Origin of the sequence: Vibrio vulnificus NBRC 15645 = ATCC 27562, from assembly GCF_002224265.1 — a bacterium.
Classification (GTDB): Bacteria; Pseudomonadota; Gammaproteobacteria; order Enterobacterales; family Vibrionaceae; genus Vibrio; species Vibrio vulnificus.
On the sequence record NZ_CP012881.1, the window covers coordinates 1,167,681 to 1,183,399 of the forward strand.

The following is a 15,719-nucleotide window of genomic DNA, read 5'->3' on the forward strand; positions in this document are numbered from 1 at the left end:
ATAAAAAAGCCGAAACCTGTGTTTCGGCTATATTGGTATCAACGCAGTTTAGTTTGACTCACGAAAACGCTCAATCTTTGCACCCAGTGCATTAAGCTTGTTCTCGATTTTGTCATAGCCGCGGTCAATGTGGTAAATACGATCAACGATGGTTTCACCCTTAGCGATACAACCTGCAATCACTAAACTGGCTGACGCTCGTAGATCGGTCGCCATCACTTGTGCAGCGCTCAAACGCTCCACGTCACCACAGATGACCGTGTTGCCTTCAATCTCCGCTTTTGCGCCCATACGTTTTAGCTCTGGAACATGCATGAAACGGTTCTCAAAGATGGTTTCAGTGATCACACCACCGCCTTTGGCCATCATATTCAGCAAGGTAAACTGTGCTTGCATATCGGTTGGGAAACCCGGATGAGGCGCCGTGCGGATATTGACCGCTTTGAGCTCTCTACCGGTCATATCAACAGAAATCCAATCTTCGCCAGTTTCAACAAGCGCACCCGCTTCTTCCAACTTCGCCAACACGGCTTCAAGTAAATGCGCTTGCGTATTGTGGCAAACGACTTTACCGCCAGACACCGCCGCAGCGACAAGGAAAGTCCCCGTTTCGATGCGATCTGCCACAACGGCATGCTTACCACCACCCAGACGCTCAACACCTTCAATGGTGATGGTGTCAGTGCCTGCACCGCTGATTTTAGCCCCAAGCGTGTTGAGGAATTTCGCAGTATCGACGATTTCTGGCTCACGCGCTGCGTTATCTAAAACCGTCGTGCCTTCGGCAAGTGTGGCTGCGCACATGATGGTGATCGTGGCACCTACGCTCACTTTATCCATCACAATGTGTGCGCCTTGTAGGCGGCCGTCGACATGCGCTTTAACGTAACCATCTTCTAACGTGATGGTCGCACCAAGCTGCTCTAGACCCGTAATATGTAAGTCCACGGGACGCGCACCGATCGCACACCCACCTGGAAGAGACACTTGTCCTTGACCAAAACGAGCAACAAGCGGCCCCAATGCCCAAATCGACGCACGCATGGTTTTCACCAAATCATAAGGCGCGCAATATTCATCGATAGAGCTAGGGTCAACATGAACGGAACCATTGCGTTCCACTTTGGCACCAAGGCGCTTTAACAGCTCCATGGTGGTATCAATATCTCGAAGATGCGGCACATTGGCCACTTCAACTGGCTCTTCAGCCAGAATCGACGCAAATAAAATCGGCAGTGCAGCGTTTTTGGCACCTGAAATCGTCACCTCACCCACCAATGGCTGAGTCGACCCAATTACACGGAACTTTTCCATTATAAAACCTTAAAGAGACATCAGTTTCTTGTCACGTGCCCATTCGGCAGGCGTGTATGCTTTGATCGACAAGGCATGAATATCATTGCGTTGGATGTAGTCCATGAGTGGTTTGTAGATCAGCTGTTGCTTCTTAACGCGGCTCATTCCTTCGAAACAAGCATCAACAGCGACCACTTCATAGTGGCTACCTTCACCTTTTACATGCAACTCTTCAAGGTTGAGTGCTTCTTCTAGTAACTGTTGTACTTTTGCGCTATCCACAATTTACCCCTGATAACTTTGAATATGTTTGGCAACCACGTCTTCAACGTTGCTTAACTGAAACAGTGTGCGCAGTTGCGCTGGCACAAAACTCAGCATTATATGACAGTTTTGCTTTTTTGCATGCTCTAATAAGTGAATTAGCATCACCATTCCGGCAGAATCCACCCGTTGTACGGTTTTTAGTGAGAATTCCACCTGACTATGTCTCGGCTTCCAAGTCTGAGCAAAACGCCACAGTGATGGCACTTGTTCACGATCCAAATTACCACTTAAGCTGACTTTCTCGTCTGTCGATTGCTGCCATTGCGGGTGTGACATCAGTTTTTCGCCTCAAAACGAATCGGTTGTTTCGCTAATGCTTCCAGCTCGTTGGCGACGGAAAGAATACCATCTTGGCGAATTTTACCATTCCACTCCGACTGCTTGCTGGAGAGTAAACTGATCCCTTCGGCAACCATATCAAAAGCGAGCCAATCGCCGTTATTCTCACGACGCAATTTGAACTCTAGCTTAATGTTTGGGCGGGGGGTATCAATGATATCAACTTTCACACTGGTGATGCGCTGATCTTCTTCCACCTTAGATTCCGGGCCAAAGAGAATTTTCTGATCCGTGTATTGCGTCAATACCTGCGCATAAGAGCTCACTAAGTACGCGCGAAACGCGTCAATAAACGCTGTGACGTCTTCACGCTTTGCCCCTTTGAGATTTGTACCCAATAACTTAAGTGCCGCGTACTTTTCATTCACGTATGGCATCAGCTCTTCTTCTACCACCACTTTGAGGTAGTCAGGATCTTGCTGAATTTTAGGTTGCTCTGCCTTCAAACGCGCAAAGGCCTGCTCTGAAACCTGCTTCATCATTTGATACGGATCGGCTTTGTCCACTGCCGTGCTCGCCAATACATTAAGTGACATCAACAGCGAGAGACAGGTCAAAAAGAATCGTTTCATCGAATTATTCCTTCTTAGTTTCATCTTTGTTGCCGACGCTATACAGCACTTGGCCAATCAAATCTTCCAATACCAACGCCGATTTGGTGTCTTCAATAAAGTCACCATCTTTAAGCATCTGCTCATCTTCAAAAACGAATCCTGGCACTAAGCCGATGTACTGCTCACCAATCAAGCCGGATGTCAGTATCTGCACACTCGAGGTCTCCGGAAACTGGTTGTAGAGACTGTTGATCGACAACGATACGACAGGGACTAAGGTTTCAGGATTCAACGAAATGTCGGATACGCGTCCAATCACAACCCCTCCCACTTTCACAGGCGAGCGCACTTTAAGACTACCGATGTTGTCAAACTGTGCTTTGAGCGTGTAAGTATTGCCCGAGCCCAGCCCCTTTACGTCAGCGACTTGAAAAATCATGACCAGAATTGCGCAAATTCCCGCCAAGACAAAGCTGCCAACCCATAATTCTGTTTTACGTGTTTGTTGCATGTTTAATTCCCAAACATCAACGCAGTGAGGACAAAATCCAGCCCCAACACCGCTAAAGAAGAGTGAACCACCGTGCGAGTCGTCGCACGGCTGATGCCTTCCGAAGTTGGAATAGCATCGTAACCATTAAAGAGCGCAATCCAAGTCACGGTAATGGCAAAGACCACACACTTGATCATGCTGTTACCAATATCTTGCCCTAACTCCACCGAAGCTTGCATGGCAGACCAAAAACTGCCGTGGTCGATGCCTTTCCAGTCAACACCCACCAATTGGCCACCCCAAATACCTACGGCCATGAAGATCATCGCCAACAGCGGCATCGAGATAATGCCAGCCCACAACCTTGGCGCTATGATTCTTTTAAGTGGGTCAACCGCCATCATTTCCATACTAGAAAGCTGCTCTGTCGCTTTCATCAGGCCAATTTCAGCCGTGAGTGCAGAGCCCGCTCGCCCGGCAAACAACAATGCCGTCACAACTGGCCCTAGCTCACGCAATAACGACAGCGCGACCATTTGCCCTAGGCTGCCTTCTGCGCCGTAATCCACCAAAATCACGTAGCCTTGTAGACTCAACACCATTCCAATGAAGAGCCCTGAGACCACGATGATGGCCAAAGACTGCACACCCACGTTATAAATTTGCTTCACCAATAGTGGCAGCGTTTTTCGCGGTTGTGGTCTCCCCGCAAGTGAACCTGCAAGCATTAAGCTCGCCTTGCCAAATGATTGACATAAGCTAAGGAAGCGACGCCCGAGCGCTGAAATCATGTCGACTAAGTTAGGCATCGTGAAATAAATCCTTTTCTATGGGTTGCGCGGGAAAACGAAACGGCACAGGACCATCCGCTTCACCCAATAAAAATTGTTGAACACGAGGATCGCTGTTGTTGCGCAGCTCCTCTGGTGTGCCTTTCGCGATCACTTTGCCATCAGCCAGCAGATACACCCAATCAGCAATGCTCATCACCTCCGGGACATCATGAGAAACGACAACGGCTGTGACCCCTAAGGCACTGTTCAAATTACGAATCAACTCAACCAGCACCCCCATGGTGATCGGATCCTGACCGACAAAAGGTTCGTCATACATGATCAGCTCAGGGTCGAGCGCAATGGCTCTTGCTAGGGCAGCTCGACGAGCCATGCCACCAGATAACTCACTTGGCATTAGTTCTGCAGCCCCTCTCAGGCCAACCGCTTCAAGCTTCAATAGTACTAAAGTGCGAATGAGTGAGTCACTCAGCTGAGTGTGTTCACGTAAAGGAAAGGCGACGTTATCGAAGACATTGAGATCAGTAAACAGCGCGCCGGATTGAAACAGCATGCTCATTTTTTTTCTGGCGTGATAAAGCTTAGAGCGAGACAAACTAGGAATATTGACACCATCAAACCAAATCTCACCACTTTCCGGCAAGATTTGCCCACCAATCAGGCGAAGCAATGTGGTCTTTCCAATTCCAGATGGCCCCATGATGGCCGTCACTTTTCCTTTGGGAATACGCAAATCGATGTTGTCGAAAATCTTACGTTGGCCACGGGAAAACGTCAGTCCATGAATCGTTACTAAATCGTTGTGTGACATACTCTCTCTTTATTTACTCAGGTATTCCCCTGCGTTTTTTATCGCACTTGTGTCGATTGGCGACAAATTCGGCAAGCCATGATAAGCAGATTATTTCAGAATTAAAAGCAGTGTTCGATTAATTCCTTTGAACCATCACTCAATTCAATAGACTTTCTTTCTGCACTCTTTATTAATCCTAACGAAAAATAACGCCTTATCGGCTCATCTCTCATTTTCCTTACATATTAGCCTTTACCACTTACGAGGATGTAATTTGTTACCACTTTGGCTTCCATTTTTGTCGGCAAAAGGTCAAAATTAGCGGTTAATCATTCAACTTATCATTACTTTCTGGAACTTATCATGCTCGAAGCCGTCGCGCTGCTTATCGTTGGTCTCATTTTGTTGGTCTGGAGTGCCGACAAACTTGTTTTTGGTTCAGCCGCCCTCGCTCGCAATATCGGTATTTCTCCATTGGTCATCGGTATGACCATCCTCGCAATGGGCTCATCTGCGCCAGAAATGATGGTTTCAGCCACCGCGGCACTTGACGGTAAAACCGATACCGCAGTGGGTAATGTTATAGGTTCGAATATCGCCAACATCGCCCTGATTCTTGGTATTACCGCGTTAGTTCGTCCACTGTCGATCAACTCTGCCGTAGTACGTCGCGAGTTGCCGCTCATGATTGGTGTAACTGTCTTGGCTGGCATCCTACTTTGGGATAGTCATCTTGGTTTCTATGAAGGCGTGCTACTGTTTGTTTTATTTACCTTATTCCTAGTCGCGATGCTGCAAATCAGCCGTCGCGAACAAAAAACCGGAGATGCCTTCTTAGAAGAGCAAGAGTCGGAAATTCCTCAAGGCGTCAGCAATCCCAAAGCCGCAATGTGGATCGTCATTGGTCTGATCCTTTTACCACTCGCGGCCGATATGCTAGTGGATAATGCGGTCATCATTGCGAAATACTTTGGCATGAGTGACTTGGTGATTGGTTTAACCATTATTGCCGTGGGTACCAGCCTGCCAGAACTGGCCGCCTCTTTGGCGGGTGCTCTGAAAGGTGAAGATGACATGGCGGTCGGTAACATCATCGGCTCCAACGTCTTCAATATTCTTGCCGTGATGGGGATCCCCGGTATTCTCAACCCGTCATTTATTAGTGAATACGCAATGGGACGTGATTTTTGGGTAATGCTGGCGATTTCCTTACTTTTGGTTGTCATGGCATTGGGCAAATCTCGCAGAATTAGTCGTACGGAAGGTGGTATTCTACTGACCTGCTTTATCGGTTATCAGGCCTATCTGTTAATGAACATGGCAGCGTAAGCTGTCTCGCTAGGAGTACACATGACCCTGTCCTTTGATTATCGTGCGGTAGCAAAACAAGTGTTAGCCACGGAAATACGCGGTCTTGAGCAGTTATCGCAATATTTTGATGAGCAATTTGAGCAAGCGTGTGAATTAATCCTGAATAACGCCGGAAAAGTGGTTGTTATGGGGATGGGGAAATCTGGTCATATCGGGAAAAAGATCGCCGCCTCGTTAGCCAGCACCGGCACTTCCTCGTTCTTTGTTCATCCAGGGGAAGCTTCGCACGGTGACTTAGGAATGATCGAACGTGGGGATATCGTCCTTGCCATTTCCAACTCCGGTGAGTCCTCAGAAATTCTCGCGCTCTTTCCGGTATTAAAGCGATTGGGTATCCGCATCATTAGCATGACTGGCAAACCCAGCTCGACCATGGCAAAACTGGCCGATTACCATTTACAAATCACCGTTCCTGAAGAGGCGTGTCCGTTGGGTTTGGCTCCAACCACCAGCACAACGGCGACTTTAGTGATGGGCGATGCTATGGCTGTGGCCTTGCTGCAAGCCCGCGGCTTTACCGCTGAGGATTTCGCACTGTCCCATCCTGGTGGTGCGCTGGGAAGAAAGCTATTATTGAAACTCAACGACATCATGCATACGGGCGAACAGTTACCGCGCGTCTCTCCGGATGCTTTAGTGCGTGATGCGTTATTGGAAATCTCACAGAAAGGCCTCGGCATGACGGCCATTGTGGGTCAAGACAATCTGTTGCTCGGCATTTTTACTGACGGAGACTTACGCCGTATCTTAGATAAGCGTGTCGACATTCACAGCGCACAGATCGGCGATGTGATGACCAAACACCCTACAGTTGCCAATCCAAGCATGCTCGCGGTTGAAGGGCTCAACCTCATGCAACAGAAGAAAATTAACGGTTTAATGTTGTGCCAAGATGGTAAACTGGTTGGCGCATTAAACATGCACGATTTATTGAAAGCGGGAGTCATGTAGTGACGCAATTCGTTGAAACTTTATACGGTCCAGTAGAACAAGCGATCGTCGATATTGCCCGCGATATTAAACTTCTCATTTGTGATGTGGATGGGGTATTTTCTGACGGTCTGATTTATATGGGCAATCAGGGGGAAGAGTTGAAGACCTTCCACACCCGAGACGGTTACGGCGTCAAAGCGCTCATGAATGCGGGCATTGAAATTGCGATTATTACCGGTCGTCAGTCACAAATTGTCGAGAACCGAATGAAGGCATTAGGTATTTCACTCATTTATCAAGGTCAGGATGATAAAGTCCGCGCCTACTACGATATTTGTGACAAACTCTCCATCCTCCCAGAACAAACCGGGTATATTGGAGACGATTTAATCGACTGGCCTGTAATGGAAAAAGTAGCACTACAAGTTTGTGTTGCTGATGGTCATCCGCTACTGGCACAACGCGCCAACTATGTTACCCGCATTAAGGGGGGGCATGGTGCCGTGCGTGAAGTTTGCGATCTCATTTTACAGGCACGTGGAGAATTAGACGCTCACAAAGGTCTGAGTATATGAGTTTTTCTCGGCTGATTTATTTGCTGCTGTTTTTCGTTGTCAGTTGGTCTTGCTACTACTTGTATGGCCAACGTGAAGCTCAATCGGTACAAGTGGCCCCCAATTTAGAGCTACCGATGTTTAGTGGCGAATCACTCAACAACATCAGCTACAACTCTGATGGCATACGAAGCCATCAGATCTCTTCGTCGCATTTGGATCACTACGCCAAAAGTGGCGATACCGTTTTTGAAAATCCGAGTTTAGTCATCTACCGCGATGGCGACACGATCGAATGGAAAATCACAGCTCGACGCGCCGTGCTGGATGAAGAGCAAGTGTTGACCCTCTCCGACCACGTGAGAATGCAAAACTTGTTGCCAGGCGCCAGCTTCGAAATGCTGTCTACGGACAAACTGGAAATCGATCTGTCGAATCGAGATTTTCATGCTGACCAGCAGGTTTTATTGATTGGTCCACAATTTGAAACCACCGGAGAAGCGATGAAGGGTAACCTGAAAACCAACACAGCGACTCTGTATAATCATGTACAAGGTAGATATGAAACCCTTACACCTTAGTCTTTTTGCTCTTATGCTGGCCACCAGCAACGCCTATGCGTTGAAATCTGACACTCAGCAGCCTGTTTATATTGATTCCGATTCACAGCAATTAGATATGCGTAGTAATCAAGTCATCTTTGATGGCGACGTCTCTCTCAAACAGGGCAGCATCAATATCAATGCCGATAAAATCGTCGTCACACGCGATCCTGAGAGCAATACGATTAAAAAGATCGAAGCCTTTGGCCAGCCAGCGACCTTTTCACAATTGATGGATGATGGCAAAACGCTGAGCGGCAGCGCTAAACAGCTCGATTACAGCATCGATAACGATCAGTTGACCATGAAAGGTCAAGCGGAGCTAGCGCAAGACAACAACGTCATCAAAGGTTCGTCAATTGTCTACCAAATTGCTTTACAAAAACTGATGGCCGACAGCTCTAAAAATGAGCGTGTCACCACCGTTTTACAGCCAAGTCAGGTGAATAACTAATGGCGGTATTGAGCGCAAAACACTTAGCGAAAAGCTATAAAAAACGCAAAGTCGTTACAGACGTTAGCTTGCAGGTTGAATCAGGCCAAATCGTGGGATTACTGGGCCCTAACGGCGCAGGCAAAACCACCTCGTTTTACATGATTGTAGGACTGGTGCCTCGCGATGAAGGCTCCATTAAGATTGATGATCGTGACATCAGTATTCTTCCGATGCATAGCCGCTCTAAGTTGGGCATTGGCTATTTGCCACAAGAAGCGTCGATTTTCCGCAAGCTCTCTGTTGAAGACAACATCATGGCGGTTTTGCAAACTCGCAACGAGCTCACGCGCGAAGAACGCCAGGACAAACTGGAAGACTTATTAGAAGAGTTCCACATTCAGCACATTCGTCACAGCGCGGGCATGGCATTATCCGGTGGTGAACGACGCCGAGTGGAAATTGCCCGAGCGTTAGCGGCCAACCCACAGTTCATTTTATTGGATGAACCTTTTGCCGGCGTTGACCCTATTTCGGTCATTGATATCAAAAAAATTATCGAACATCTGCGCGATCGAGGCTTAGGTGTCCTGATTACCGACCACAACGTACGTGAAACCTTAGACGTCTGTGAAAAAGCCTACATCGTTAGCCAAGGTCGTTTGATTGCGGAAGGAACACCTGAACAAGTTCTCAACAATGAACAGGTAAAACAAGTTTATCTCGGCGAACAATTCCGACTATGATTAAATGAAGAACAACAGAACCAATTACGAGAATAAAAGGTAAGTACTACTGAATGAAACCTTCATTACAACTCAAGCTAGGTCAACAGTTAGCCATGACGCCTCAGCTCCAGCAGGCCATACGTTTGCTGCAGCTGTCCACCTTGGATTTACAACAAGAAATCCAAGAAGCGCTGGAATCAAATCCGTTATTGGAAGTGGAAGAGCATCAAGAAGAAGCGCAACTGAATGGCGAAGAGAAAGCGATCAATGAAGGTTCCGATTCGGATGATTTTTCTGTTGAGAGCGACATTCCTGACAGCTCTGATGTGATTGAAAAATCCGAAATCAGTAGCGAACTGGAAATCGACACCACCTGGGATGACGTTTACAGTGCCAACTCTGGCAATACAGGCATCGCACTCGACGATGACATGCCGGTCTATCAAGGTGAAACGACGGAAACACTGCACGACTACTTACAGTGGCAACTGGATTTAACCCCGTTTAGCGACACTGACCGCATGATCGCCTTTGCCATCATTGATGCCATCGATGACACTGGCTACCTCACTATCAGCCCTGAAGAGATCTTAGAAAGCCTGAACAGCGTCGATATCGAACTCGACGAAGTGGAAGCCGTACGCAAACGCATCCAACAGTTCGATCCCCTGGGTGTCGCGTCGCAAAACCTACAAGAATGCTTACTGCTGCAACTGGCCACATTTCCGACCGAGACCCCTTGGCTAGCCGAAGCAAAAATGGTCCTGAGCCATCACATTGATGCGCTAGGCAATCGCGATTACAAGCTGATCGTCAAAGAAGCGAAGCTCAAAGAAGAAGACCTACGTGAAACGCTCAAACTGATCCAGCAGCTTGATCCAAGGCCTGGCAGTAAGATCAATGCCATCGAGCCCGAGTACGTGATCCCAGATGTCTCCGTATTTAAAGAGCATGGCAAATGGAGTGTCGCGATCAATCCAGACAGCATTCCAAAATTGAAAGTCAATCAACAATATGCGCAACTTGGCAAAGGCAGCAGCGCCGATAGCCAGTACATTCGCAGCAATTTGCAAGAGGCGAAATGGTTAATTAAGAGCCTTGAGAGCAGAAACGAGACGCTGCTCAAAGTTGCACGTTGCATAGTTGAACATCAACATGATTTCTTCGAGTATGGGGAAGAAGCAATGAAACCTATGGTGCTAAATGATGTGGCAACCGCGGTTGAGATGCATGAATCCACCATCTCACGCGTGACAACCCAGAAGTTTATGCACACGCCTAGAGGTATCTTTGAATTGAAATATTTCTTCTCTAGCCATGTTAGTACGGATAGTGGAGGAGAATGTTCATCGACAGCAATTCGCGCACTCATTAAGAAGTTAGTCACTGCCGAAAACAGTGCGAAACCACTGAGTGATAGCAAAATTGCTGCCTTACTGGCAGACCAAGGAATCCAGGTCGCACGGCGAACGATAGCTAAGTACCGCGAGTCCTTAGGCATTGCCCCATCTAGTCAGCGAAAACGCCTACTTTAGGCCTCAACTGAAAAGGAAAGTCTATGCAAATCAATATTCAAGGCCATCATGTTGATCTTACCGATTCAATGCAGGACTATGTTCACACCAAGTTTGACAAACTTGAACGATTTTTTGATCACATCAATAGCATACAAGTTGTACTTAAAGTTGAAAAAATTCACCAGATCGCGGAAGCTACGCTCCACGTCAATCAAGGTGAAATTCACGCCTCCTCTGACGATGAGAACATGTACGCCGCGATTGATTCGCTGGTGGATAAACTGGTTCGCCAGTTGAACAAACACAAAGAAAAACTACACAGTCATTAACCATGCAACTTAGCACAATACTTTCTCTGGACTGCACCAAAAGTGCAGTCCAGTGTTCTAGCAAAAAACGCGCACTAGAAATCATCAGTAACTTGGTCGCAGAGCACACAGGCCAAGATTCCACCGAACTCTTTGAATGCATGCTTAGCCGCGAGAAAATGGGCAGTACTGGTATCGGCAATGGTATTGCGATTCCACACGCGCGCATGACCGCAGCAGACAAAGCTGTCGCCGTTCTTTTGCAATGTGAAGAACCGATCGATTTTGATTCGATTGATAACCGTCCTGTGGATCTCCTTTTTGCTTTATTGGTCCCAGAAGAGCAGTGTAAAGAGCACCTCAAAACGCTTTCGTCGATGGCAGAGCGCCTCAGCGACAAGCAGGTTCTGAAGTTACTGCGCGCAGCGCAAAGCGATCAAGAACTGTACGACATCATGACCAATCAGTAACGGAAACCAACCATGCGTCTTATTGTAGTGAGTGGGCACTCCGGTGCAGGGAAAAGTGTCGCGCTACGTGTGTTAGAAGATATGGGTTACTACTGCGTAGATAACCTCCCGGTTAACCTGCTGGAATCTTTCATACAATCAGTTTCGGAAAGCAAACAGAATGTCGCGGTCAGCATTGACGTTCGCAACATTCCGAAGAAACTGAAAGAGCTGACAACGACGCTAAAAAAGCTGAAATCCAGCATTGACCTTTCGATTCTCTTTTTAGATGCGGATAAAGCTACCCTTCTCAAACGCTACAGTGAGACTCGCCGCGTTCACCCTCTTTCTTTAAGTGATGAGTGCCATACCCTAGATCAAGCGATCGACCTTGAGAAAAAAATGCTCAAGCCATTGAAAGAGATCGCCGATATCTTACTCAACAGCAGCAACCAATCACTGCATGATCTCAGTGAAGACGTACGCTACCGAATTGAAGGAAAAGAGCGTAATAAGCTCATCATGGTGTTCGAGTCTTTTGGCTTCAAATTTGGTTTACCAACAGACGCCGACTACGTGTTTGATGTCCGATTTCTGCCCAACCCTCATTGGGAACCCGCGCTACGTCCGATGACGGGGTTGGATGCGCCCATCAAAACCTTTTTAGAAAGCCATGATGAAGTATTAGAACTCAAAAGACAGATTCAAACCTTTATCGAGCACTGGTTGCCTTTGCTGGAAAAAAACAATCGCAGCTATTTAACCGTGGCGATTGGCTGTACGGGAGGCAAACACCGCTCCGTCTACTTAACCCAGCAAATCGGTGAATATTTCGCAGCGATGGGGCACACCGTTAAGATCCGCCATACCACTTTGGAAAAACGCAACAAGGAATAGTCGTGGAACTCAGCCGCAAAGTACTCATACAGAATCGACTTGGCTTGCACGCTCGTGCTGCCGTCAAATTGGTAGAACTGGCACAAAGCTTTGCCGCCGAAGTCACCATCGACAATGAAGAAGACAAAACCGCCGCAGCTGACAGCGTGATGGGGTTACTCATGCTTGAGTCTGCACAAGGGCAATATGTGACCATTCATGCCAGTGGCGAACAGGCAGAACAGGCCCTAGACGCCATTTGTCATCTTATCGAAGATAAGTTTGAAGAAGGCGAATAGCCTTCTTCGCTTTCACACTCGGCACACTTTCCCTATCACGAATCATCACAACTGCTATTCTTTTCATAGCCAAGGTTACTCAGTAAACCAATTATTTCTTTGGAAGAGATACTGACAGAGTTTTGTCGAGCGAGCATGCTTTCTCGGGTTACTTGTGTGGCGAATTAAGTTATTATTCAACACATTGTAAATATCTAGGAATCAGGGGGTCACCGTGGCAGAGCAAATTGAATTCGACCAAGCTCACCAAGCCCTCCAGGAAGTTTCTGAAGCGCTCGAAAATGGCCGCTTCGTTCACGTCCGCCGTCAACTTCAGGACATGGAGCCTGAAGATATTGCCCACCTACTTGAAGCGTCCCCACGTAAAAGCCGCGAAGTTTTATGGCAACTCACCGACCCTGAGGATTATGGTGAAATCCTTGACGAGCTGAGTGAAGACGTCAAAGACAGCCTTGTCTCAAAAATGGCCCCTGAGGATCTCGCCGAAGCGACCGAAGGGATGGACACCGATGACGTTGCTTACGTTCTACGTAGCCTACCAGACAACGTTTCTCGCGAAGTACTGGCGCAAATGGATGCGGCGGATCGTCTGCGCGTGGAAACCGCACTGTCCTATTCTGAGGACACGGCCGGCGGCTTGATGAACACCGACGTGATCACCATTCGTGGTGATGTTGATGTCGATGTGGTTCTGCGTTACTTACGCATGAAAGGTGAGCTGCCGGAAAACACTGATGCACTTTACGTGATTGACGAAGAGAGCCGTTTGATTGGTGAACTCCCTATCTCTATCCTCATCACCACCCAGCCTGATGTCAAAGTCAGCGAAGTGATGGAAGACGTGGATGACGCGATTGCGGTCACCACCAGCGACTCAGATGTAGCTAGCCTGTTTGAACGCCGAAACTGGATCTCCGCCCCCGTCATTGATGAAAACCAGCATCTGGTTGGTCGTATCACCATCGATGATGTCGTCGACGTTATTCGTGAAGATGCCGAACACTCGATGATGAGTATGGCGGGTTTGAACGATGATGAAGACACCTTTGCTCCCGTGGTTAAATCGGCGCGTAAACGCAGTATTTGGCTCGGAGCGAATGTGCTTGCCGCCTTAGCGGCCGCGTCGGTTTCCAACATGTTTGAAGCGACCCTTGATCAGATGGCGGCCATTGCGGTATTGATGACCATTGTTCCCTCCATGGGCGGCGTGGCAGGCAACCAAACGGTTGCACTGGTGATCCGTGGTTTGGCGCTCGGTCATATCGGTGATGCCAACAAACGTGAACTGTTGATGAAAGAAGCGGCGATCGGTTTTCTCAACGGGGTGTTATGGGCGTTGATCATCGGTGGTATCGTGGTCGCTTGGAAAGGTAACTGGCTACTCGGCGGCATCATTTCTGCCGCAATGATGACCAACTTAATTGTCGCGGGCATTGCTGGGGTAACCATCCCTATCCTACTCAAGAAGATGAACATTGACCCAGCCTTAGCGGGCGGTATGGCGCTGACCACCGTCACGGATGTGATTGGTTTATCGGTGTTTTTAGGTCTTGCCACCATTTTGATTTAACGACCTGACGCTATCAAAATAAAAAGCAGAATAGAAACAAAACAAAACAAAACAAAAAAGGTTGCTTACTGAGCAACCTTTTTTTCATCTCTTAACGAATGCCGCAATCGCGGTTATTCGCCCGCAATCTTCATCGATGGCAATAAAATAGAACCGGTTTGAATTTGTGAGCGCGTCTCTACATCGCTACCAACGGCAACGATTTGCTGGAACATCTCTTTCAAATTACCCGCAATGGTGATTTCTGATACTGGGAATTGCAACTCGCCATTTTCCACCCAGAAACCCGCCGCGCCACGTGAGTAATCGCCAGTCACCACATTCACACCTTGCCCCATCACTTCGGTCACGAGTAAACCCGTACCCAGCTCTTTGAGCATTTGTTGGAAATCTTGCCCTGTCGATTGCACAAACCAGTTGTGAATCCCCCCCGCATGACCCGTTGGCGTCATATTCATTTTACGCGCGGCGTAACTGGTCAGCAGATAAGTGGCGAGCACACCATCGGTGATGATTTCGCGATCTTGCGTGTAAACCCCTTCACTGTCGAATGGGCTCGATGCCAAACCACGCAGAATATGCGGGCGCTCAGAGATATTGAACCACTCAGGCAGCACTTGCTTGCCTAAATGATCAAGTAAGAAAGACGATTTGCGATACAAGTTACCGCCACTGATCGCCATCACTAAATGACCGATAAGCCCAGTTGCCACATCTGCGGCAAACATCACCGGGTATTTGCCCGTTTTTAGCTTGCGGGCATCTAAACGTTCAATGGTTTTCTGCGCCGCTTCGCGACCGACTTGTTCAGGGCGCAACATGTCATCACGATGACGAGCGACAGTGTAGCTGTAGTCGCGCTCCATTTCGCCATTTTTGCCTTCACCAATCACACAACAACTGATGCTGTGGCGACTCGAGGCATAACTTGCCAATAAACCGTGGCTGTTGCCGTAGACGCGAACGCCGTAATGGCTGTCGTAACTCGCGCCATCACTCTGCTTAATTTTATCGCTGTAGTTAAGCGCATGATCTTCAGCAGCAATGGCCATTTTCGCCGCATAATCGGGATCGGGCGTATCTGGATGGAAGAGATCTAAATCCGGAATCTCTTTCACCATCAACTCAGCAGGAGCGGGCCCCGCGCAAGGATCTTCTGACGTGTATTGCGCAATATCCAATGCTGCTAAGACGGTCTGTTCAATCGCTTTCTCACTGAGATCCGATGTCGACGCGCTGCCTTTACGCTGACCACGATAAACCGTAATGCCTAAAGCGCCATCACTGTTAAACTCGACGTTTTCTACTTCACACATGCGAGTCGAAACACTTAAGCCCGTGGTTTTGTTGATCGCAACTTCAGCACCATCGCTATGTTGCGCTGCCAGCGCGAGCGCTTTGGCAACCGCGGCTTCGAGCTCAACTCTTTGCTGAGCAACTTGCTGTTTTACATCCATATCTCAATCATCTTTGATTTGTAATG

General features: G+C 48.0%; 20 protein-coding genes. 12 read left to right on the forward strand and 8 right to left on the reverse strand.

The window, feature by feature from the left end; translation table 11 throughout:
• Positions 1-48 precede the first annotated feature (48 nt).
• Genes murA through mlaF form a run of 7 tightly spaced genes read right to left on the reverse strand, consistent with a single transcriptional unit; the run spans position 49 to position 4,614 of the window.
• Positions 49-1,314 carry a UDP-N-acetylglucosamine 1-carboxyvinyltransferase gene (gene murA / locus AOT11_RS05255; protein WP_011078757.1) on the reverse strand — a complete coding sequence of 422 codons (1,266 nt, stop codon included), beginning with the start codon at positions 1,312-1,314 and terminating at the stop codon, positions 49-51.
• 9 nt (positions 1,315-1,323) lie between these two features.
• Entirely contained in the window at positions 1,324-1,578 is a 255-nt protein-coding gene (ibaG, locus tag AOT11_RS05260) for a BolA family iron metabolism protein IbaG (RefSeq protein ID WP_011078758.1), read from the reverse strand.
• A 3-nt stretch (positions 1,579-1,581) separates the two neighbouring features.
• A complete protein-coding gene (locus tag AOT11_RS05265) occupies positions 1,582-1,899 on the reverse strand; it encodes an STAS domain-containing protein (protein ID WP_017420357.1) in 318 nt (105 codons plus the stop codon).
• On the reverse strand, positions 1,899-2,558 hold the full coding sequence (locus tag AOT11_RS05270; protein ID WP_017420356.1) for an MlaC/ttg2D family ABC transporter substrate-binding protein: 660 nt from the start codon (positions 2,556-2,558) through the stop codon (positions 1,899-1,901). Before AOT11_RS05270 ends, AOT11_RS05265 begins: the two co-directional genes overlap by 1 nt.
• A complete protein-coding gene (gene mlaD, locus AOT11_RS05275) occupies positions 2,539-3,027 on the reverse strand; it encodes an outer membrane lipid asymmetry maintenance protein MlaD (RefSeq protein WP_017420355.1) in 489 nt (162 codons plus the stop codon). Before mlaD ends, AOT11_RS05270 begins: the two co-directional genes overlap by 20 nt.
• A 2-nt stretch (positions 3,028-3,029) precedes the next feature.
• Positions 3,030-3,818, reverse strand: coding sequence for a lipid asymmetry maintenance ABC transporter permease subunit MlaE (gene mlaE / locus AOT11_RS05280; protein WP_017420354.1), 789 nt, complete (start codon positions 3,816-3,818; stop codon positions 3,030-3,032).
• Positions 3,811-4,614: a phospholipid ABC transporter ATP-binding protein MlaF gene (gene mlaF, locus AOT11_RS05285; RefSeq protein WP_011078763.1), complete on the reverse strand. Its 804-nt coding sequence runs from the start codon at positions 4,612-4,614 to the stop codon at positions 3,811-3,813. The genes mlaE and mlaF overlap by 8 nt, the downstream gene beginning before the upstream one ends.
• A gap of 345 nt (positions 4,615-4,959) precedes the next feature.
• On the opposite strand from mlaF, the gene AOT11_RS05290 reads away from it, so the two are divergent.
• The 12 genes from AOT11_RS05290 (at position 4,960) to mgtE (ending at position 14,236) form a co-directional block, all read left to right on the forward strand.
• Positions 4,960-5,925 carry a calcium/sodium antiporter gene (locus AOT11_RS05290; protein ID WP_026050418.1) on the forward strand — a complete coding sequence of 322 codons (966 nt, stop codon included), beginning with the start codon at positions 4,960-4,962 and terminating at the stop codon, positions 5,923-5,925.
• 21 nt (positions 5,926-5,946) lie between these two features.
• A complete protein-coding gene (gene kdsD / locus AOT11_RS05295) occupies positions 5,947-6,918 on the forward strand; it encodes an arabinose-5-phosphate isomerase KdsD (RefSeq protein ID WP_017420352.1) in 972 nt (323 codons plus the stop codon).
• The gene (gene kdsC, locus AOT11_RS05300; protein WP_013572482.1) at positions 6,918-7,475 is read left to right on the forward strand and encodes a 3-deoxy-manno-octulosonate-8-phosphatase KdsC; all 558 of its coding nucleotides are present in this window, start codon (positions 6,918-6,920) and stop codon (positions 7,473-7,475) included. Before kdsD ends, kdsC begins: the two co-directional genes overlap by 1 nt.
• Complete coding sequence (lptC, locus tag AOT11_RS05305) at positions 7,472-8,035, forward strand: LPS export ABC transporter periplasmic protein LptC (RefSeq protein WP_011078767.1); 564 nt, start codon at positions 7,472-7,474, stop codon at positions 8,033-8,035. The genes kdsC and lptC overlap by 4 nt, the downstream gene beginning before the upstream one ends.
• On the forward strand, positions 8,016-8,510 hold the full coding sequence (gene lptA / locus AOT11_RS05310; protein ID WP_011078768.1) for a lipopolysaccharide transport periplasmic protein LptA: 495 nt from the start codon (positions 8,016-8,018) through the stop codon (positions 8,508-8,510). Before lptC ends, lptA begins: the two co-directional genes overlap by 20 nt.
• Positions 8,510-9,235: an LPS export ABC transporter ATP-binding protein gene (gene lptB, locus AOT11_RS05315; protein WP_011078769.1), complete on the forward strand. Its 726-nt coding sequence runs from the start codon at positions 8,510-8,512 to the stop codon at positions 9,233-9,235. The genes lptA and lptB overlap by 1 nt, the downstream gene beginning before the upstream one ends.
• 53 nt (positions 9,236-9,288) lie before the next feature.
• Positions 9,289-10,752 (forward strand): RNA polymerase factor sigma-54, encoded by a 1,464-nt coding sequence (locus AOT11_RS05320; protein WP_017420351.1) that lies wholly within the window; start codon positions 9,289-9,291, stop codon positions 10,750-10,752.
• Positions 10,753-10,775: 23 nt separating this feature from the next.
• Positions 10,776-11,063, forward strand: coding sequence for a ribosome hibernation promoting factor (hpf, locus tag AOT11_RS05325; RefSeq protein ID WP_011078771.1), 288 nt, complete (start codon positions 10,776-10,778; stop codon positions 11,061-11,063).
• A gap of 2 nt (positions 11,064-11,065) precedes the next feature.
• Complete coding sequence (ptsN, locus tag AOT11_RS05330; RefSeq protein ID WP_011078772.1) at positions 11,066-11,512, forward strand: PTS IIA-like nitrogen regulatory protein PtsN; 447 nt, start codon at positions 11,066-11,068, stop codon at positions 11,510-11,512.
• A 12-nt stretch (positions 11,513-11,524) separates the two neighbouring features.
• Entirely contained in the window at positions 11,525-12,388 is an 864-nt protein-coding gene (rapZ, locus tag AOT11_RS05335) for an RNase adapter RapZ (RefSeq protein WP_017420350.1), read from the forward strand.
• Positions 12,389-12,390: 2 nt separating this feature from the next.
• On the forward strand, positions 12,391-12,666 hold the full coding sequence (locus AOT11_RS05340) for an HPr family phosphocarrier protein (protein ID WP_011078774.1): 276 nt from the start codon (positions 12,391-12,393) through the stop codon (positions 12,664-12,666).
• Between the two features lie 214 nt (positions 12,667-12,880).
• Positions 12,881-14,236: a magnesium transporter gene (gene mgtE, locus AOT11_RS05345; protein WP_011078775.1), complete on the forward strand. Its 1,356-nt coding sequence runs from the start codon at positions 12,881-12,883 to the stop codon at positions 14,234-14,236.
• 113 nt (positions 14,237-14,349) lie between these two features.
• Here the strand turns inward: mgtE and pmbA are convergent, their stop codons facing one another.
• Positions 14,350-15,693: a metalloprotease PmbA gene (gene pmbA, locus AOT11_RS05350; protein ID WP_017420349.1), complete on the reverse strand. Its 1,344-nt coding sequence runs from the start codon at positions 15,691-15,693 to the stop codon at positions 14,350-14,352.
• Between the last annotated feature and the right edge of the window lie 26 nt (positions 15,694-15,719).